The following is a 19,706-nucleotide window of genomic DNA, read 5'->3' as shown; positions in this document are numbered from 1 at the left end:
CAGATGGCGAAGGCAAACGGGTTGCGCCAACCAGAATGGGTGCGCGGGGCGTAAGCAGATATTTTGAAATCGACGCTACCAGAGCGGGAAGCTCAGCTTTGTACTTGCCGGCGCGGGCGATCAGCCGTCCTTGCGCTGGTCCATCCGTTGCGAGATCGCCGCGATCAGCTGCTCGAACTGCTGGTTGTTGCGCAGGTTGAGGTCGCGCTGCGGGAAGGGGATCTCGATCCCCGCTTCCTGGAACAGGTACCATAGCTTCTTGAGCACTTCGGACCGGACATTGCCCACACCATCCTCGGGATCGCGGATCCAGCAGTGGATGATGAAGTCGACCGAGCTATCGCCGTAGCCGCTGAGCCAGACCGTGGGCGGGGGTGACTTTAGAACTCGCGAACAGGCCTTGGCCGCTTCCAGCATGAGTTCCTCGGCCTTTCCAAGGTCACACGAATAGCTGATGCCGACGGGCACCTGCATCCGCACGTTCTTCGAGGAATAGGACCAGTTTTCGACCTGATTGATCATCAGGTTTTCGTTCGGGATCAGGTATTCGCGCTGGTCGCGGGTGGTCACCGAAACGGCGCGGATACCGATCTTGCGGATCTGGCCGAACGTCTCGTTACCCGCGGTGTCCGCCACCGCGATGACATCGCCCGGCTTGATCGACTTGTCCATCAGCAGGATGATCCCGGCGATCAGGTTACCGAACGTCTTCTGCAAGCCGAAACCGATCGCAAGGCCGAAGGCGCCCGAGAACACCGCCAGCGCGGTCAGGTCGATCCCGAGCAGGTCGATGCCCAGGAAGAAGGCCATGCCCCAGATCGCGATGGTAAGCAGCTTTTCGCCCAGCAGCCGCTGCGTGCTGTCGAGCTTGGTGAAGCGCCCGAGCATGTAATGGCTGAACTTGCTGAGCAGGTAGGCGGCCAGCAGCACCAGTGCGATGACGCCGAGGACGACGATGATATCCCACAGGGACACGTGGAAATCGCCGAAATCGAGGGCGAAATCGTCGAGCGACTGGATCACCGAACCGGCTGTATCGCTCTTGGCCGAGACCGCTTCCTTCAGCCCTTCGGATGCGCGAACGCCCTCTTCTGCGGGCGCGTCCTTGGCCAGGCTCCACGCCTGCTGGATCGGCGGTTCTTCCGTCGGCGTGGCGGTCGGCTGTGGTGTTGCGCTGGCGCTCATGCCCGTCCCATGGCTGCAAAGGCGGCATCGAGGTCCGCGATCAGATCGTCGGGATCTTCTAGCCCGATCGAGAGCCGCACGCCTAGCCCCGAACCGGTGTCGATCCCCGGCGGCCAGGCGCGCAAGCCATGGATCGGAGCGGGATCGAACGGAGTGACGAGGCTTTCGAAGCCGCCCCAGCTGAAGCCGATGCCGAACAACTCGGCTCCGTCGAGCAGGCGGCGTCGTGCCGCCTCGTCCGCACCATCGGCGAGGATGAAGCTGAACAGGCCGCAGCCACCCGTGAAATCGCGCAGCCAGAGCTCGTGGCCGGTGGCTCCCGGCAGCATCGGGCAGAGCACCGCAGACACTTCCTTGCGATCGGCGAGCCAGCGAGCGACCGCGGTTGCCGAGGCGGTCGAGCGCCCAAGCCGCAGCGGCATGGTCCTGAGACCCCGCAGCGCGAGCGATGCATCGTCCGGCGAGACGACCTGGCCGAGGAACTGCGCATGGCGGCGGATGCGCGCCATTGCCCTGGCAGTGCCGCTTGCCGATCCCATCATCAGGTCGGAATGGCCGCCGACGTGCTTTGTCAGCGACATGACGCTGACGTCGCAGCCATGCTCGATCGCGGCGAAGCCCAGCGGGCTGGCCCAAGTGTTGTCGAGAACGGTGGTCGCGCCATGCTCGCGTGCGATGGCGGCGAGCGCAGGGACGTCGCACACTTCCATCGTCAGGCTGCCGGGGCTTTCCAGCATCACGGCCCTGGTCCTGTCGGTGAACAGCGCGGGAAAGCCGTCGAGATCCAGCGGATCGAACGCGACGGGAGAGACTCCGTGCGCCTTGAGCAGGCCCATCGCGATATTGCGGGTCGGCTCGTAGGCGTTGTCGGTGAAAAGTATCTCGTCGCCCGGACGCGTCAGCGCGAGCAGCGTCGTGGCGATGGCCGCGACGCCGCTGGGAAACAGCAAGGTACTATCGGCCCCCGGTTCGAGTTCGGTGAGCGCTTCGGCGAGCGCCCATTGCGTCGGTCCGCCGCGCCGGCCGTAGAAGAAATGGCCGTCCTCGTTCGGCCTGCCGCCGGCATGGTCGTCCGCATCGTCATAAAGATGCGTGCTTGCGCGCCAGACCGGTGGATTGACCACGCTGCCGGCCTGATCGGGGAGCGAGGTCCACTGCCGCTTGCGCCCGACCTCGACTGCGCGGGTCGCATCGCCGCGAGGTTTCACGCTGTCGCTCACGCGGCCGGCCCGGTCGCCTTCGGAGTTACGGGGTCGGCGCCCCATTCGCTCCAGCTGCCATCGTAGAGCGCGCCGTCCTCTCCCAGCATCTGCAGCGCGAACAGCACGACCGAAGCCGTCACGCCGCTACCGCAACTCGCCGCGATCGGACGTCCCGTATCGACGCCCGCGGCCTCGAACCTCGCCGCCAGTTCGTCACGCGGGAGGAAAGTCCCGTCGGCTGCGAAGAGATCGCCAAAGAACAGGTTGCGCGCACCGGGAATGTGGCCGCCGGGAAGGTCGTGCACGGCATCGACCGTTTCGCCGGTGAAGCGGCCAGCATCGCGTGCGTCGATCACCTGCTCTTGCCCACTGCCGATATTGGCGAGCATGTCCGCCTTGCTGCGCACGTCGTCGCGCGCCGTTTTGAGCGTGATGTCGCCCTTCTCACAGGCAGCCGATCCGCTCTCGAGAGGGCGACCCTCGGCTTTCCATTTGCCCAGTCCCCCGTCGAGGATTGCGACATGCGGGTAATCGTAATGGCGCAGCATGAACCATGCTCGCGCAGAGGTCTTCACCATGCTGTCGTCGTACAGCACGATACGGTCGCCGGCGTTCACGCCGAGATCGCGCAACCTCTTTTCCAGCTGGTCGCGGGTCGGGATGGCGTTCGGCACGGGAGACTGCGGATCCTTGAGGCTCGGCAGGTCGAGGAAACGTGCGCCGGGCACATGTGCCTCGGCGAAGTCGGCGGCAGGGTCGCGGTTCGCGGCGGGCAGGTGTGCGGAAGCATCCAACACCACGAGGTCTGCGGCGCCGAGTTCATCGGCGAGCCAGTCGGTCGAAACGAGCAAGTCCATGATGCGGGGGTTAGCCCGCCGATGCGGCCCCGTCGAGTGGCCTGTCGGACGGCTGGCGGCCGCCGGTCAGTCGAGTGGGCGCTGGCCGATCTGCGAATAGGTCTGCGGGTGTTCGTCGAGCCGGAACGGCTGAAGCTTGCCGCCAGTTTCGCCTGGTAGCATCCCGACCACGAAGGTTCGCGCGACCGGGTCGATCGCGCCACTGGCGGCGCGCCACCGCATCAGTGGCACGAACAGCGGCGTGCTGCCGCGCCGGATCGGCTCGATGGCGTGCAGCGGGAGTTGGATCGTGCCCGTGAGGTCGAGCGTCTGGCCCGGCGCCATCCGCTTGATCTCGTGCCTTTGCGGCATCTCGAAAGACGCATCGGCCTTCTGCTGGTCGATCGGTGTGCCGTTGCGGGCCCCGATCATGTCCCCAGCGACGGAGAGATTGGTCAGCACCGAAGTGGTCCGGTTGGTCAGCGTGAGGCGGTAGTGGAGCGTGGCATTCATCAGGCTGCGACTGAGCTTGAGCGCTTCGGCCTTGATCGCGATCGGCTTGCCGCTGGCCGGAGCGCCGGCGGGGCGAACCTCGCTGTCGCTGGCTGCGACCAGGGGACGCTCGATCACTGGCGGCGGCGCGTCGACCGATTTCCTGCGGCGCAGGAAATACCCGGCGCCGAGGGCGGCGACGACCGCGAGCAGCAGCCAGGGCCACGGCCATGCACCGTCGTCGGCGGGCAATTCCTCGCTCGCTATGGGAGCCTGCGTGGCGCGCGTCTGTGGCAGGGGCAAGGGCGCGCCGGTCGGCAGCGCCTCGGCCTGCGGTAGCGTCGCGTCGGGTGTTCCGGCCGCATTCCCGGGGATCGTTGGAGGTATTCCCCTGCTGGGCAGCGGGCTTGGCTCGGTGGTGACGCGCGGCGCCGGGCGCGGGCGATCGAGCGAACCGGGCGCCGGGCTGGCGCTAGCCGTGGGCCGAGGCGTGGGCGTGGCTACAGCAGTCGCGCGCGGTGTCGGCGTCGGTGCCGGTGTCGCGGTCGGCGTGGGACGCGGCGTGTTCACCGCCCGCGGCGCGCGCGGGATGATCCCCGAATCGTCCACCGGGCCCTGCACCGCCGGGCCGGTTGGCGTCGGCGTGGGCGTGGGCAGTCGGAAGTCCTGCACGCTTTGAGCAGCCGCCGGAGTTGACCAGGCAAGAGCCAGGGCAAGGGCGGATAGCGGCAGTGCTGCGATATTTCGGCGCATCGTTTTCTTGGCTGTTTGTCGCGAAGGAGCGGCCTCTTGCCGCGCCGCGCTGAATAGGCACTTAATCCTCGGGAATGAACCCCCGCGCTTGTGCGCTCGCCAACTTCGTTGCATCAGCGCGGCATGGCAGACACACCCCAGACGACCCAGCTCGGCAAGCAGAGCGAGCTCCCCGACAGCCCGGATCTGGCGCAGCTCGATTACGTGGCCAATCCGCGCGAAGGGACGCAGTATCTCGTTCGCTTCGCCGCGCCCGAATTCACCTCGCTGTGCCCGGTCACCGGCCAGCCCGATTTCGCGCATCTCGTGATCGATTACGCGCCGGGCAAGACGATCGTGGAATCGAAGTCTCTCAAGCTGTTCCTCGGCAGTTTTCGCAATCACTGCGGCTTTCACGAGGACGTGACGGTCGGCATCGGCCAGCGCCTCACCGCCGAAATGAAGCCAGAGTGGCTGCGCATCGGCGGCTACTGGTATCCGCGTGGCGGCATACCGATCGATGTTTTCTGGCAGAGCGGTCCGCCGCCCGCAGGCCTGTGGGTGCCGGATCAGGGCGTGGCATCTTATCGCGGAAGAGGCTAGGATTGCTCCGGCACACCAAGGGGGACGAAGCAGCATGAGCAAGAGTTACAAGCTGGCGCGGATCGCGCTGATCCTGGCGCTGCTGACTCCGGTCTATTTCGCTATCGCGGCGCTCGGCACGAAATTCGGCCTGTGGGGCTGGCAGACGGGCCTCGGCCTGCTGACCGTGACTGCCGGGCCTATCATCCTTGGTATCGTTGCGCTGGTGGCGCTGGTCGCGCTCGTCTGGTGCCTGGTTCGCGCACCGCGAAAGGGCTGGGCGATGGCTTTGGTCGCGCTGGCAGTCCCGGTGCTCGCTTTCGTCACGCTGGGCGGGATGCGCGAGCGGGCGATGGGCAATCCGATCCATGACGTGGCGACCGATTTCCGCGATCCGCCGACCTTCTCGCAAGGGGTGATCGATGCGCGCGCGGCCGAGGACATGAACCCGATCCGCAACTATGGCGAGCCGATCGGCGATGGTGGCATGCCCGATATCGCGGAAGAAACCTACGCCAGCCTGCTGCCGCAGCTTTATCCCGACCTCGATCCGCTGCTCGTCGCCGCGCCCCCGGCCGAGGTTCTGCCCAAGGTTCAGGCCGCGATGATGGAATTCGGCCTCGCGGATGTGCGCGCGATACCGCAGGACAACCGGGTAGAGGGCGTGGCCGAAACTTTCTGGTTCGGCTTCAAGGACGATGTCGTGGCGCGGGTGCGTGGCGTCGACAACGGCACGCGGATCGATTTCCGATCGGTCAGCCGGGTCGGCAAGTCGGACCTGGGCGCCAATGCCGACCGCGTCCGCGAATTGCGCGCGGCAGTGGCGGCAAAGTTCACCGAAACGTGATCCAGGCCAGCGCGCTGCGCTGGATGACAGTCAGCACGCACAGCGCCGCATACCCCCAGGCGAGCGGGACGAACCACGCCGGGACAAGCGCCATCAACGCGAAGATGACTACGGTTTCCGTCCCCTCGGCAAGCCCGGTCGAGTAGAAGAAGCTCTTGCGGCCGTGCGCCTCGGTTTCTTCCCCGCGCTTGGCGGCGATGACGGCGAAGGCGAGGAAGCTGGTACCGGTCAGCACGAAGCTGGCCGCCAGTACGAGTGCGGGCAGGAGGTTTGCTGGGTCGAGAATTCCGAAAGCGACCGGCACGCTGACGTAGAAGGCGAAATCGGCGACGATATCGAAATATCCGCCGAGGTCGGTCGGCTGGCTCGCCCGCGCGACCGCCCCGTCCAGCCCGTCGAGCACGCGGTTGGCGAGCGCCAAGGCAAGGCCCCAGCCGAAATGTCCAGAAGCTATCGCCGCGGCGCCGGCAAGCCCGATGGCGAGCCCGCAGAACGTCAGCCAGTTCGCACTCACGCCTGCTCGCGCCAGCGTCCGGCCCATCGCGTTCAATGGCGGATCGATCAGCGGGCGCAGCCGGGCATCGAGCATCGCCGCCTCAGCTCCAGGTGACGAGGCCGATCATCGCCCCGGTCATCAGCGTCGCGAGATTGCCCGCGATCCAGCTCTTCATGCCCAGCTGCGCTACCTCCGCTCGCCGCTCGGGGCAGAGCGTCCCGATCGTCGAGACAAGCAGGCCGACGCTGGCGAGATTGGCGACGCCGCACAGCGCATAGGTCACGATCAGCAGGGTGCGCGGGCTGAAGGTGTCGGCGGGAAGCGCGGCCAGTTCGAGATAGGCGACGTATTCGTTGAGGATCGCCTTGGTCCCCATCAGCCCTCCGGCCGCCTGCGCCTCGCCCCACGGTACGCCGACAAGCCACATGAGCGGCGCGAACAACCAGCCGAACAAGCGCTTAAGGCTCAGCTCCTCGCCGCCGATCAACGGCAGCAGCGCGAGCACCTGGTCGACCAGCGCGACCAGCGCAAAGATCACGATGATAACCGCGATCACGGCGAGGAACAGTTGCATCCCGTCCATCGTGCCACGGGTGATCGCGTCGATGGAACTGTCGTAGGTGAGGCCGGGATCCTCGCGGTCCTCCTCCGTCCTGCCGTCCCCCGGGACCATGATCCTGGCGAGCAGCACGGCCGCCGGCAGCGAGATCAGGCTGGCCGCGATCATGTGGCCGACCGCATCGGGCACGGTCTTCGACAGCGTGGTGGCATAGAGAATGAGGATCGCGCCGCTGATCGTCGCCATCGCCAGCACCATGACCGCGAACAGCTCCGCCCTGCTCATTTTCGCGAAATAGCCGCGCACCGCCAGTGGGCTCTCGACGACGCCGAGGAACATGTTCGCCCCGCCGGCAAGGCCGACCACCCCGCTCACGCCGAGCGTGCGCTGCAGCGCCCATGACAGCCCGCGCACGAAGAATTGCAGCACCCCCCAGTGCCATAGCAGCGCAGCGAGCGCCGACAGCACGATGACCAGCGGCAGGATCTGGAAAGCGATGATCACCGGTGCGCTCGCGCCATCCTTCAGCGCGAAGGGCAGGTCGGCCCCGCCGAGATAGCCGAACATGTAGCTCGAGCCTTCGAGCGTGGCCCGCTCGATCGCGGTGACGCCTTCGTTGGCGAGCGTGATGATGCTCCAGACGATCGGCACGCGCAGGATCACCAGGGCCAGCACCAGTTGCAGCACCAGCGCGCCGCCGATCCACAGCCAGCCCGGCCGCTCGGCACGGTTTTCGCTGAAGGCCCAGCCTATGGCGAGCAGCACGGGCAGGCCGAGCAGGCCCTGCAGGTTCACGAGCCAGTCCATCAACCGCGCCGCCAGGCGAAGTACTTACCCGCGAAATCCAGCAGCCTGTCGGGCTTGTTGGCCTTGCGCCATTCGCCGGCGGCGAACTTGTTGGCCTCGGCCAGTGTCGGATAGGCGTGGACGGTCTGCAGGATCGCGTTGAGGCCGAGCTTGTGGCGCATCGCCAGCGCATATTCAGCCAGCAGCTCTCCGGCATGCGCGCCGACGATGGTGACGCCCAGGATCGTGTCCTTGCCGGGCGGTGTGAGGACCTTCACGAAGCCGGCGCTCGCGCCTTCGGCCAGTGCGCGGTCGCTTTCCGCAAGTTCGTAGCGGGAGACTTCGTGCTCGATGCCTTGCGCGCTCGCCTCGGCCTCGCTCAGTCCGACGCGCGCGATCTCGGGATCGAGGTAGGTGACGTGGGGTATCACCCTGTAATCGGCGCGGAACTTGCGGAAGGTGCCGAACAGTGCGTTGACCGTGGCGTACCACGCCTGATGGCTTGCGACATGGGTGAACTGATAGGGTCCGGCGACATCGCCCGCAGCAAAGATGTTCGGGAATTTCGTCGCGAGGAAGTCGTCGGTCACGACGGTCCTGTCGGTGTCGATGCCGATGCTCTCGAGGCCGTAGCCAGACAGTCGCGCCTTGCGCCCGACCGCCACGATCAGCGCATCGTAGCCGATTTCGCGTTCCAGCCCGCCCGCCTCGGCGACGAGCGTGTCTGACCCGTCGATTCGTACCGCCTTGTGACCGGTCAGGACCGAAACGCCCGATCGTTCGAGCGCCTGCCGGGCCACCGAAGCCGCGTCTTCATCCTCGTTCGGCAGGATGCGATCGCCCATCTCGACTAGGGAAACCTGCGCTCCGAGCCGCGCCATAGCCTGCGCCAGCTCGCACCCGATCGGCCCGCCGCCGAGCACGGCGATGCGCGATGGCATTTCGCTCAGCTTCGAAAACTCGTCCCACAGCGTCTCGCTGGTGAGGTAGCCGCTATTCTCGATCCCCGGGATCGGCGGCACGACCGGCTCGGCCCCGGCAGCGATCACGATACCGCGCGTCGTCAGCCGCCTGGTCCCGCCCTCGTTCAAGGCGACCTCGACGGTCCACGGGTCGATGATTGTCGCATAACCTTCGAGCACGTCGACCCCGAGGCCCGTGTAGCGTTCGACGCTGTCGTTCGGCTCGATTGCCGCGATCACAGCGCGCACGCGCGCCATGACGGCGGGAAAGTCAACCTCGGGCCTGACCGGGGCGATACCGTAGGCATCCGCGGTCTTCATGGCGTATGCGACATGCGCGCTCGCCAGGATCGCCTTCGACGGCACGCAGCCAGTGTTGAGGCAATCGCCTCCCATCTGCCTTGCCTCCACCAGCGTGACCTTCGCATTGACGGTCGCCGCGATCAGCGAGCTGACGAGACCCGCCGATCCTGCTCCGATAACGACGAGATTGCGATCGAACTTCTTCGGCTTGCGATATCCCGGATAGACCTTGCGCCGCTTGATCGCGGCCATGATCGCCTTGCCGACCCAGGGCAGCAGGCCGAGCGCGACGAAGCTGCCGATCAGCGCGGGTGTAACGATATCGCCAAGTCTCTCGACCTCGGCCAACTGCGTACCCGCATTGACGTAGACCACCGTGCCCAGAAACATGCCCAGCTGGCTCGCCCAGAAATACGTCCATACGCGGATCGGCGTGAGGCCCATCAGCATGTTGACGACGAAGAAGGGGAAGGCGGGGACCAGCCGCAGCGAGAACAGGTAGAGCGCGCCGTCCTTCTCCACGCCGCGGTTGATAGCGCGCAGCCGCTCGCCGAACCTTGCCTGCACCCAGTCGCGCAGGATGAAACGGGCGGAAAGGAAAGCCAGCGTCGCGCCGATAGTGGATGCGAAGCTGACGAGAATCGTCCCGACGATGAGGCCGAAGAGATATCCCGCCGCCAGCGTCATGATCGCCGCACCCGGCAGAGACAGCGCCGTTACCGCGACGTAAATCAGGAAGAACACGCCGATCGCGAGGACGGGCCGGGCCTCGTAAAAGGCGTCGAAAGCCTCGCGCTGCGACTTCACGTATTCGAGCGAGAGATATTCGCTGCCGCCGAACGCGAAGAACGCCGCGATCGCGCTCACGATCAGCACCAGCAATGCCAGCTTCTTCATGCGTCCTCCCGTCGCGCGGTCCCTTGAAGGGAACGGTTACACAGCAGCAGTCCGCTTGGCGAGGGTGCGAATAGTCGGAAAGGTGGTGCCGGTTGGAGGATTCGAACCCCCGGCCTGATGATTACAAATCAACTGCTCTACCAACTGAGCTAAACCGGCATTCCCTCGGCCCCGATGCCGAACGTCATCGAGGCGGCCAGCCCCTTCGTTCAGAACGCGCCGAAAGTCCACCCTTCCGTGCGTGCGACCTGCGGTGTGAGGCCCTGCGGCGCCCAGCGCTGCGGCTCGTGCGCGACCACTCGTAACCAGGCAGCGGTCAGCAGCGCATCGGACGAGTGATCGTCGATCGCCCCATCGCCTTTGACGATCGGGGAGCCGAGCGCTGCCAGCGCGTCGTTCAGTTCTGCGACGTTTCGCATCTTCGCACGGCCGGCACTGCGCCCGGCCTCCATCGCGGCGAGCGTGGTGTAGATCTCGACCACGACCGAGCCCTGCGTCGGCAGCGGGTCGATCGGCCAGACTGGCAAACGGCCGCGCAAGCGGTTGAGCATCCGCATCCCCGTGAGGCTCGATTTGCCGACCTGTGCCGCGCCGACCAGATTGAAGTTCGAATAGGGCTTGCAACCCTGCCGGGACTGCGCGTGCTCGGTGACGCGAAAACGGCCGCGGCCATGCGCAGCCCCGTCACACCCGAAATGCTCGCCCTGTCGGCCGCCGTGGCGGCGGAAATAGGGAGCGTAATCGCAGTGGTCGGTGAAGGCGCTCGCCGCGAGATGCTCGTCCGCTTCGCAGATATCGTCGATCAGCGCCCACAGCGCGGGCGCGTCCGGCAGCAGGACGTCGCTTTCGGGAAAGTACGCGCCGCAATCTGCATGCGGCAGCGCGATGCCGAGATCCATGCCGACCAGCGTTTCGGGCGGAAGATCGTCACGAAGGAGGGCGAGGATCTCGCTACGCGACCAGCCGCGCTTCGGCGGATCGACCAGCACCGGCGGGCCGCCCCCCGCATCGGCCAGCGCCATCGCGATTCCCTTGTGCCGTTCGCCTGCGGCGCCCGACCAGTCGATCGCGAGAAAGTGGCGGAAACGCCCCGGCTTCAACCCTGCTTCTCGCGCCGCAGCTTGTCCCAATAATCGAGGCGTTTAGCTATCTCGCGCTCAAATCCGCGCTCGACCGGCTGGTAGTAGGTCTGCGGCTCCATCTCGTCGGGCCAGTAGTTGGCACCGGAAAAACCGTCGGCCACATCGGGGTCGTACTGGTAACCCTTGCCGTACCCCACATCCTTCATCAGCTTCGTCGGCGCGTTGACGATGTTCATCGGCGGCATCAGGCTGCCGGTTTCCTTCGCGCTGCGCCACGCGGCCTTCTGCGCCTTGTACGCGGCGACCGATTTGGGTGCGGTGGCAAGGTAGATGCAGGCCTGCGCGATCGCGAGTTCGCCCTCGGGAGAGCCCAGGAATTCGTAGGCGTCCTTGGCCGCGAGGCACTGGGTCAGCGCATTGGGATCGGCAAGGCCGATGTCCTCGACCGCCATGCGCACCAGCCGGCGCAGGAGATAGAGCGGCTCCTCGCCGGCGACCATCATCCGCGCGAGATAGTACAGGGCTGCCTGCGGGTCCGAGCCGCGAACCGATTTATGCAGCGCGCTGATGAGATTGTAGTGGCCCTCGCGATCCTTGTCGTAGACCGCGACGCGGCGCTGCAGGAACTTGCCCAGCCCCTCGGGATCGAGCGGCCCGGAACCATCGACACCGATCTGCGCGGCGTAAAGCGTTTCGGCCTGGTTGAGCAGGAAACGCCCGTCGCCATCCGCGCTGGCTACGAGAGCCTCGCGCGCGGTGTCCGTCAGGGGCAGGGGGCCTTCGAGTTCCTCGGCTTTGTCGAGCAATTGTCCGAGCGCGGCCGCATCGAGCCGGTGGAGGATCAGAACCTGCGCGCGGCTGAGCAACGCGGCGTTCAGTTCGAAGCTGGGGTTCTCGGTCGTCGCGCCGACGAGCGTCACCGTCCCGCGCTCCACGAATGGCAGAAAACCGTCCTGCTGTGCGCGATTAAAGCGGTGAATCTCGTCGACGAACAGCAGCGTGCGTTGACCGGCTTCGGCAGCCCTGTCGGCCGCGGCAAAGGCTTTCTTGAGGTCCGCGACGCCTGAAAAGACCGCGCTGACCGCCTCGAACCGCATTCCCACGGCATCGGCGAGCAGGCGCGCGATGCTGGTCTTGCCCGTGCCGGGCGGACCCCACAGGATCATGCTGGAGAGTTTGCCTGCGGCCACCATCCGTCCGATCGCCCCTTCCGGGCCGGTCAGATGTTCCTGGCCGACGACCTCGCCGAGCGCGCGCGGACGAAGCCGGTCGGCCAGCGGGGCATCTTCGCGCAGGCGCTCGCGGCCGGGTTGAGGAGGGTCTTCGGCAAACAGATCGGGCATCGCCGGCCAAGATAAGTGCTCGCATCCCGATTTGCCATCACCGCCGACACGGTTATGATCCGCGAAGGGTTGCGCGACGATCGTGGATCGGGGGAGACGTGCAATGAGCAAATCAGTGAAAGCGCCGTGGCACCTTTGGGCAGTGGGTATCGTGACCTTGCTGTTCAACCTTGGGGGCGTGGTCGACTATGTCGGAACCCATGCCTTCCCGGACAGCTACCTGGCAGGTTTCGAAGCGGACGCCCGCGAGTATTTCATGAACTTCCCGGCATGGCAGGTCTTTTTCTGGGCGCTCGGTGTCTGGGGAGCCTTCGCCGCCAGCGTCCTGCTCCTGCTGCGCAGCCGCTTCGCAATTCCGGCGGCGGCGATTTCGCTGGTGGGCCTCGCAGTGGTGACGGTCGTTCAGTACACCCAGCCATGGCCTGCAAGCATCGACATGCCCGGTGTGCACTTGTTCAACGCGGTCATCTGGGCGGTGCAGATCCTGCTGCTCTATTACGCGGCTCGCCAACGCCGAGCAGGCGTGCTGCGCTAGGTCAGCGGCGCGCTTCGACCAGCCGGGTATAGGTGTCCGCCACTGCCTGGTTGATCGAATCCCAGTCGTACTGCCTGCTGCGCGTTTCGCCTGCCGCCCCGTGACGCTCGCGCAGGGCGGGGTCTGTGCAATAGGGCGCCAGCGCATCGGCGAAGGCCTTTGGATCGAGCGTGCCGACGAGTGTTCCGGTCACGCCGTCCTCGACCAGGCTGGTGCTCCCGGTCGCGCCTGCCGCCACCACCGGCAAGCCGCAGGCCATCGCTTCGAGAGTGACGTTGCCGAAGGTCTCGGTGATGGAAGGGTTGAAGAATACGTCCCCGCTGGCGAGGGCGCGGCCGAGGTCCGGGCCTGACTGGAAACCGGCAAAGATGCCGCCGGGCAGGTTCTGTTCGAACCACTTTCGCGCCGGACCGTCGCCGATCACCAGCACCTTGTGCGGCATCTGGCTGCGGCGCAGGGCGACGATGCTCTCGGCAAAGACGTCCAGCCCCTTCTCCATCACCAGCCGCCCCAGGAACACGATGGCGACATCGCTATCGGCGATGCCCAGCGAGCGGCGCCATTCGAGGTCCCGCCGGTCGGAGGAGAAGACACCGCGATCGACACCGCGCGACCAGATCGAGATATCCCGGTTCATGCCCTGCTCGCGCAGCACGTCGACCATCGACTGGCTCGGCGTGACGAGCGCGTCGCACCGGCGATAGAGGCGGCGCAGCCCGCTCTCGATGAGGGGTTCGGTGAAGCCGAGGTTGTAATAGCGCGGATAGGTTTCGAAGCGGGTATGGACGCTCGCCAATACCGGTATGTCCTTCGCGCGCGCCCAGCTTACCGCCCGGTGCGCGGTAATGTCGGGCGAGGCGATGTGGACGATGTTGGGCGCGAAGCTTTCCAGGTCGGCCCGATTGGCTGCCGACAGGCCGAGCGGGAAGCGATACTCGCTCCGGGTGGGGATCGCCACGCTCGGCACGCCGACGAGCTCGCCGGTCGGCGCGAACGCCGGATCGGCGACTTGCGGCGCATATACCCGCACCGCCGCCCCCTTGCGCAACATGAACTCCATCAGCCGATTGAGCGCCTTGTTCGCCCCATCGACGGTGATGTTGTAATTGCCACTGAAGAGGGCGATCCGAAGCTCGGCGGTCTTCATGCGCTGCGCCATAGTGCCTTGATTGCGGGTTGGCGAGAGGAACCGGTCGAGCCTGCCGCCCGTTTGGTCGTCGAACCGGCGCATCATCGCGCTTGACTATAATCCTGCCACGCCTAGAGCCGCCGACGGGCCACGCGGTCCCAACGCCGCGCGAGCTCTCTGCAAGGAGAGAATACATGACTGCCGAACCGACGCTCAAGCCTGAGCGGCCTTTCTTTTCGTCCGGACCGACTGCCAAGCACAAGGGCTGGTCCGCCTCCAATCTCAAGACCGAATCGCTTGGACGCTCGCACCGCAGCGCCCTCGGCAAGTCGCGGCTGAAATATGCCATCGACCTGTCGAAGGAGATGCTTGGCGTGCCGGACGACTACCTCGTCGGCATCATGCCCGCGTCGGACACCGGTGCGCTGGAATGCGCGATGTGGACGATGCTGCGCCCCGATCGCCCTGCGACCGTCGCGGCCTGGGAAAGCTTCGGCAACGTCTGGATCCAGGATGCGGTGAAGCAGCTCAAGCTGCCGCAGTTGACCGCGCTGGATGCCGATTACGGCGAAATTCCCGATCTCGCGTCGATCCCGCAGGACAACGACGTCGTCTTCACTTGGAACGGCACGACGAGCGGTGCGAAAATCCCGAACACAGACTGGCTGGCCGAAGGGCGCGAAGGCGTGACCATCAACGATGCCACCAGCGCCGTCTTCGCGATGGAGATGGACTGGGCCAAGCTCGATGCCACGACTTATAGCTGGCAGAAGGTGATGGGCAGCGAAGCCCAGCACGGCATGCTGATCCTCAGCCCCAAGGCGGTGCAGCGGATCGAGGAATACGATCCCGAATGGCCGCTGCCCAAGCTCTTCCGCATGAAGAAGGGCGGCAAGATCAACGAAGGGATCTTCCGCGGCGAGACGATCAACACGCCGTCGATGCTGGCGACCGAAGATTACATCGAGGCGCTCGAATGGGCGCAGGCGATGGGCGGTCGCAAGGCGATGTTCGAACGCGCCGATGCCAATGCGAAGATCGTGAAAGACTGGATCGAGGCGACCCCGTGGCTGCGCAACATGGTCTCCGACCCTGCCAAGCAGACGAACACGGGCGTATGCTTCGTCTTCCAGGGCGACTGGTACGACAGCCTTTCCGACGAGGACAAGGCAGGCGTTCCCAAGAAGATCGTGAAGCTGCTCGAAGATCGTGACGTGGGTTACGACTTCAACGGTTATCGCGATGCGCCCCCGTCCCTGCGCATCTGGTGCGGCGGCACGGTCGAGCAGGACGACCTCAAGCGTCTCCTGCCGTGGATCGAATGGGCCTACGAGACCGTCAAGAACGGCTGATCCGGCTGGCGGCCCGCGCATCGGGCCGCCGCCTCTCCCCTATCAATGCCTCGGCGCAAAGCCGGAAGAACGACAGGAATATTCCGTCATGAGCAAACCCAAAGTCCTCATCAGCGACAAGATGGACCCCAATGCCGCAAAGATTTTCGAAGAGCGCGGCTGCGACGTCGACGTCATAACCGGCGAAACCCCCGAAGAACTGAAGGCCCGGATCGCCGACTACGACGGTCTCGCCATTCGGTCGTCGACGAAAGTTACGGCCGAGATCATCGATGCTGCGACCAATCTCAAGGTGATCGGCCGCGCAGGGATCGGCGTGGACAACGTCGACATTCCCTATGCCAGCAGCAAGGGCGTGGTCGTGATGAACACGCCGTTTGGCAATTCGATCACCACCGCCGAACATGCGATCGCGCTGATGATGGCGCTGGCGCGGCAAATCCCCGAGGCGAACGATCAGACGCAGGCCGGCAAATGGCCCAAAAGCGCGTTCATGGGCGTCGAGGTCACCGGCAAGACGCTGGGGCTGATCGGCGCGGGCAACATCGGCTCGATCGTCGCCAGCCGCGCTCTTGGCCTGCGCATGAAAGTGGTCGCCTACGATCCCTTCCTGACGGAAGATCGCGCGATCGAACTCGGCGTCGAGAAGGCGGACCTGGACACGCTGCTGAGCAAGGCCGATTTCATCAGCCTGCACACGCCGCTGACCGACCAGACCCGCAACATCCTCAGCCGCGAGCGGATGGAAGCGGCCAAGCCCGGTGTGCGCATCGTCAATTGCGCACGCGGCGGCCTCGTCGATGAGGCGGCGCTCAAGGACCTGCTGGAAAGCGGCCAGGTGGCGGGTGCGGCGCTCGACGTGTTCGAGACCGAGCCGCCCGCGCCCGACCATCCGCTGTTCGGCACCAAGAACTTCATCTGCACGCCGCACCTCGGCGCCTCGACCACGGAGGCGCAGGTCAATGTCGCGCTCCAGGTTGCCGAGCAGATGGCCGATTACCTGGTCAACGGCGGTGTGACGAATGCACTCAACATGCCTTCGCTGAGCGCCGAGGAAGCGCCCAAGCTGCGGCCCTACATGGCGCTCGCGGAGAATCTGGGCTCGCTGGTCAGCCAGCTGGCGCACGGCAATCTGACGCAGATCAGCATCGAGCGCGAAGGGGCTGCGGCCGATCTGCAGGGCAAGCCGATCACCGCTGCCGTGCTGGCCGGTTTCATGCGCCGCTATTCGGACAGCGTGAACATGGTCAACGCGCCCTACATGGCGAAGGATCGCGGTCTCGACGTGCGCGAAGTGCGCCACGATCGCGAGGGCGTCTATCACACGCTGCTGCGCGTGACGGTCGCGACCAGCCAGGGGGACCGTTCGGTCGCGGGCACGCTGTTCGGCAACGAAGCACCGCGCCTCGTCGAGATCTTCGGCGTCGGCATCGAGGCAGAGCTGGCCGGACACATGCTCTATATCGTCAACGAGGATGCGCCCGGATTCATCGGCCGGATCGGTACCCTGCTGGGCGAGAACGGCATCAACATCGGTACCTTCCACCTCGGCCGTCGCGAGGCGGGGGGCGAAGCGGTGCTGCTGCTGAGTGTCGACCAGCCGATCCCGCCAGAGGTCGAGCGCAAGGCGTGCGAGCTCGAGGGGGTCAAGGTGGTCAAGGCGCTTTCCTTCTAGGCCGGGCTGCGGCACAGGCACGCGCGTGATGACACCGCCCGACGATCTCCTGCCCGAAGGTTTGCAGGACCGCTTGCCCAGGGAAGCGGCCCTGCTCACGCGGGCCATGCGCGGCGCGCTCGCTGCAATGGATGCGCGCGGCTACGATCGCGTACGTCCGCCGCTGGTCGAGTTCGAGCGCTCGATGGCGGAGCGGATGGACGGGGTGCAGCCACGCACCATGTTCCGCTTCGTGGACCCGGTGAGCCTCGGCACGATGGCGCTGCGCTCGGACATTACCGTGCAGGTCGGGCGCATCGCCTCGACCAGCATGGCCGAGACCGCCAGGCCGTTGCGCCTGTGCTACGGCGGCGAGGTCGCACGCATCAAGGCGGACCAGCTCGATCCCGCGCGGCAGAAGCTGCAACTGGGAGCCGAACTGATCGGCAGCGATACCGTGGCCGCGGCTTCCGAAATCGTAGTCCTGGCGATCGAGGCGCTGGCCGCTGCCGGGGCGAGCGGCATCTCGGTCGACTTCACGCTGCCGGACCTCGTCGATACTTTGGCTGACAAGGCCTTTCCCCTGCCGGACGATCGCATTGCCGCCGTTCGGCGCGAGCTCGACACGAAGGATGCGGGCGGGCTGCGCGCGGCTGGCGGCGAGGCATACCTGCCGCTGCTCTATGCCACCGGCGCGTTCGACACCGCGATCGAACAGCTGTCCGCAATCGATGCAGGCGGCGCGCTGGCGAGCCGCATTCAAGGCCTGCGGCAGATCGCGGCGAGCGTGGGCGACAAGGCCCGCGTGACGCTCGACCCGACCGAGCGGCACGGTTTCGAATACCAGAGCTGGTTCGGCTTCACGCTCTACGCCGATGGTGTGCGCGGCGCGCTGGGACGCGGCGGCACCTATGCCATCCGCGGGGCAGACGAGCCGGCGACGGGCTTTTCGCTCTATCTCGATCCGCTGGTCGAGGCGGCTGGCGCGCTGCCGCCGCTCGAGAAGCGCAAGTCGGTGTTTCTGCCGCTGGACCACGATGCGGGCGTTGCGGAACGCCTGCGCGCAGACGGCTGGCGGACGGTGGCCGCGCTTTCAGATGGCGACGATCCTGCGGCGCTCGGCTGTACCCACCGCCTCGAAAGCGGCCAACCCAAGCTGCTCTAGGTTGCCTTCCAGGGTTCGTGCCTGGTCATGATCGCGGCGAACAGGTCGGATCCGGTCAATCCGTCCAGCCACGCGGCCACGTTTTCAAGCTGCTGGTTTGCAAACCACTCGCGGTCGGCATTCGCGAATTGCCGGACGAACGGAAAGATCGCGATGTCTGCGTACCCGCGACGCTCGCCGCACAGATAGGGGGAGACGGCCAGTCGTTCGTCGAGCTTCCCCAGGTGGGCAACTGCCGCAGCACCGTGTTCGACCGGATCCACATCGTCGTAGCGGGTCGCATACTTGTATCGATCCAAGTGGTGCTTGAACGGCCCGTCGTTCGCTGCGAGCAGTGCCTCGTCCTGCCGATCCAGCCAGTTTTCCGGGTCGTTTCTGCAGAGCGCCCAGTGCATGATGTCCAGGCTTTCCTCGAGCACCGTCCCGTCCTCGACGACGAGCACGGGCACGGTCCCCTTGGGCGAGGCTTCGACCATTTCGGGCGGCTTTTCGCGCAGCACCACTTCGCGGTGCTCGTGCGGCGCGCCGCTGATCGCGAGGGCCATGCGCGCCCGCATGGCGTAGGGGCAGCGTCGGAAGCTGTAGAGGATCGGCTCAGCCATGCTCTTCCTTGCGGCCGATGTGATCCTCGCCGCGCTTCTCGGCCAGTTTGGTCTGCCGGTGACGCTCGCGGTAACGGGCGCGCTGCTCGTCGTCGCGCTCGTCGTGGCACCTGTGGCAGGAGACGCCTTCCTCGTAATGTTCGTGCGCCAGGTCGGCTTCGCTCAGCGGCCTGCGACAGGCACGGCACAGGCTGTGCGTGCCCGGTTCCAGCCCGTGGCCGACGCTGACACGCTCGTCGAAAACGAAGCATTCGCCGTGCCAGCGGCTGTCGCGTTCCGGCACTTCTTCCAGGTATTTCAGGATCCCGCCCCTGAGGTGATAGACCTCTTCGATCCCTTCGGCCCGCACGAAAGCAGTCGATTTCTCGCAGCGGATGCCGCCGGTGCAGAACATGGCGATCCTGGGCGTTCGGCCCTCTGCCTCGAATTCCGCGCGGCGGGCGCGAAACCATTCCGGGAATTCGCGGAAACTGCTGGTCTGCGGGTCGATCGCGCCGTCGAAGGTGCCGATTGCGACCTCGTAATCGTTGCGGGTATCGATCAGGATCGTGTCGGGATCCGCGATAAGCGCGTTCCAGTCGTGCGGATCGACATAGGTGCCGACGTACCGCACCGGATCGAGATCGGGCTGGCCCATGGTGACGATCTCGCGCTTTACCCGCACTTTCATCCGGTAGAACGGCATCGTCCCGGCAGGTGAAAACTTGGCTTCGAGCGCCTCGCAGCCGGATAGCGAGCGGATGTGGGCAAGCACCGTGTCGATCGCGGCCTCGTTCCCCGCGATCGTGCCGTTGATGCCTTCCTGTGCCAGCAGCAATGTCCCGCGAACGCCTTCCCGTTCGCACAGGTCGAGCAGGCCGGGTTTCAGCGCACTCGGGTCTTCGAAACGCGTGAAATGATAGAGCGCGGCAACGCGGACAGGCTGGGAGGCAATCACCAGGCGGCCCCTAGCAGGCGCGCCGCCC

At 65.9% G+C, this 19,706-nt stretch carries 18 protein-coding genes and 1 tRNA gene; 6 read left to right on the top strand and 13 right to left on the bottom strand.

The annotated features are described in order from the left end of the window. Positions 1–120 precede the first annotated feature (120 nt). From GRI48_RS04935 to GRI48_RS04920, 4 genes are all read right to left on the bottom strand, one after another. Complete coding sequence (locus GRI48_RS04935) at positions 121–1,185, bottom strand: mechanosensitive ion channel family protein (protein ID WP_160672245.1); 1,065 nt, start codon at positions 1,183–1,185, stop codon at positions 121–123. Beyond that, complete coding sequence (gene metC, locus GRI48_RS04930; protein WP_160672242.1) at positions 1,182–2,450, bottom strand: cystathionine beta-lyase; 1,269 nt, start codon at positions 2,448–2,450, stop codon at positions 1,182–1,184. Before metC ends, GRI48_RS04935 begins: the two co-directional genes overlap by 4 nt. After that, the gene (locus GRI48_RS04925) at positions 2,402–3,244 is read right to left on the bottom strand and encodes a sulfurtransferase (protein WP_160672239.1); all 843 of its coding nucleotides are present in this window, start codon (positions 3,242–3,244) and stop codon (positions 2,402–2,404) included. Before GRI48_RS04925 ends, metC begins: the two co-directional genes overlap by 49 nt. 66 nt (positions 3,245–3,310) lie before the next feature. Further along, positions 3,311–4,468, bottom strand: coding sequence for a hypothetical protein (locus GRI48_RS04920; protein ID WP_160672236.1), 1,158 nt, complete (start codon positions 4,466–4,468; stop codon positions 3,311–3,313). A gap of 123 nt (positions 4,469–4,591) precedes the next feature. Between GRI48_RS04920 and queF the strand changes: the two genes are divergently transcribed. Beyond that, positions 4,592–5,050 carry a preQ(1) synthase gene (queF, locus tag GRI48_RS04915; protein ID WP_160672233.1) on the top strand — a complete coding sequence of 153 codons (459 nt, stop codon included), beginning with the start codon at positions 4,592–4,594 and terminating at the stop codon, positions 5,048–5,050. Positions 5,051–5,084: 34 nt separating this feature from the next. Beyond that, positions 5,085–5,876, top strand: a complete 792-nt coding sequence (locus GRI48_RS04910) for a DUF1499 domain-containing protein (RefSeq protein WP_160672230.1) — start codon at positions 5,085–5,087, stop codon at positions 5,874–5,876. On the opposite strand, the gene GRI48_RS04905 is transcribed toward GRI48_RS04910, so the two are convergent. The 6 genes from GRI48_RS04905 to GRI48_RS04880 form a co-directional block, all read right to left on the bottom strand. Further along, complete coding sequence (locus GRI48_RS04905; protein WP_160672225.1) at positions 5,863–6,465, bottom strand: CDP-alcohol phosphatidyltransferase family protein; 603 nt, start codon at positions 6,463–6,465, stop codon at positions 5,863–5,865. The genes GRI48_RS04910 and GRI48_RS04905 overlap by 14 nt on opposite strands. Positions 6,466–6,472: 7 nt before the next feature. Beyond that, on the bottom strand, positions 6,473–7,738 hold the full coding sequence (locus GRI48_RS04900; protein WP_160672222.1) for a NupC/NupG family nucleoside CNT transporter: 1,266 nt from the start codon (positions 7,736–7,738) through the stop codon (positions 6,473–6,475). Further along, a complete protein-coding gene (locus GRI48_RS04895; protein ID WP_160672219.1) occupies positions 7,738–9,879 on the bottom strand; it encodes an FAD-dependent oxidoreductase in 2,142 nt (713 codons plus the stop codon). The genes GRI48_RS04900 and GRI48_RS04895 overlap by 1 nt, the downstream gene beginning before the upstream one ends. Before the next feature lie 83 nt (positions 9,880–9,962). Further along, positions 9,963–10,038 (bottom strand) — tRNA-Thr (locus GRI48_RS04890). 50 nt (positions 10,039–10,088) lie between these two features. Further along, positions 10,089–10,979: a hypothetical protein gene (locus GRI48_RS04885; protein ID WP_160672216.1), complete on the bottom strand. Its 891-nt coding sequence runs from the start codon at positions 10,977–10,979 to the stop codon at positions 10,089–10,091. Beyond that, complete coding sequence (locus GRI48_RS04880) at positions 10,976–12,304, bottom strand: replication-associated recombination protein A (RefSeq protein WP_160672213.1); 1,329 nt, start codon at positions 12,302–12,304, stop codon at positions 10,976–10,978. The genes GRI48_RS04885 and GRI48_RS04880 overlap by 4 nt, the downstream gene beginning before the upstream one ends. A 103-nt stretch (positions 12,305–12,407) precedes the next feature. Between GRI48_RS04880 and GRI48_RS04875 the strand changes: the two genes are divergently transcribed. Continuing rightward, on the top strand, positions 12,408–12,839 hold the full coding sequence (locus GRI48_RS04875; RefSeq protein ID WP_160672210.1) for a hypothetical protein: 432 nt from the start codon (positions 12,408–12,410) through the stop codon (positions 12,837–12,839). Position 12,840: 1 nt separating this feature from the next. Here the strand turns inward: GRI48_RS04875 and GRI48_RS04870 are convergent, their stop codons facing one another. Further along, entirely contained in the window at positions 12,841–13,986 is a 1,146-nt protein-coding gene (locus tag GRI48_RS04870) for a glycosyltransferase family 4 protein (protein ID WP_160675399.1), read from the bottom strand. A gap of 176 nt (positions 13,987–14,162) precedes the next feature. Here GRI48_RS04870 and GRI48_RS04865 point away from each other — a divergent pair, with 176 nt between their 5' ends. The 3 genes from GRI48_RS04865 to GRI48_RS04855 all read left to right on the top strand — a co-directional run bounded on the left by GRI48_RS04865 (position 14,163) and on the right by GRI48_RS04855 (position 18,139). Continuing rightward, a complete protein-coding gene (locus GRI48_RS04865; protein ID WP_160672207.1) occupies positions 14,163–15,320 on the top strand; it encodes a phosphoserine transaminase in 1,158 nt (385 codons plus the stop codon). A gap of 88 nt (positions 15,321–15,408) precedes the next feature. Further along, a complete protein-coding gene (gene serA / locus GRI48_RS04860) occupies positions 15,409–16,995 on the top strand; it encodes a phosphoglycerate dehydrogenase (protein WP_160672204.1) in 1,587 nt (528 codons plus the stop codon). A gap of 28 nt (positions 16,996–17,023) precedes the next feature. Beyond that, positions 17,024–18,139: an ATP phosphoribosyltransferase regulatory subunit gene (locus tag GRI48_RS04855; protein WP_160675396.1), complete on the top strand. Its 1,116-nt coding sequence runs from the start codon at positions 17,024–17,026 to the stop codon at positions 18,137–18,139. On the opposite strand, the gene GRI48_RS04850 is transcribed toward GRI48_RS04855, so the two are convergent. Continuing rightward, on the bottom strand, positions 18,136–18,741 hold the full coding sequence (locus GRI48_RS04850) for a glutathione S-transferase (protein ID WP_160672201.1): 606 nt from the start codon (positions 18,739–18,741) through the stop codon (positions 18,136–18,138). The genes GRI48_RS04855 and GRI48_RS04850 overlap by 4 nt on opposite strands. Further along, positions 18,734–19,681 carry an oxygen-dependent tRNA uridine(34) hydroxylase TrhO gene (gene trhO, locus GRI48_RS04845; protein ID WP_160675393.1) on the bottom strand — a complete coding sequence of 316 codons (948 nt, stop codon included), beginning with the start codon at positions 19,679–19,681 and terminating at the stop codon, positions 18,734–18,736. The genes GRI48_RS04850 and trhO overlap by 8 nt, the downstream gene beginning before the upstream one ends. Positions 19,682–19,706: the final 25 nt, after the last annotated feature.

Origin of the sequence: Qipengyuania oceanensis (assembly GCF_009827535.1) — a bacterium.
Lineage (GTDB): Bacteria > Pseudomonadota > Alphaproteobacteria > Sphingomonadales > Sphingomonadaceae > Qipengyuania_C > Qipengyuania_C oceanensis.
This window is presented reverse-complemented; position numbering and strand designations above follow the sequence as displayed.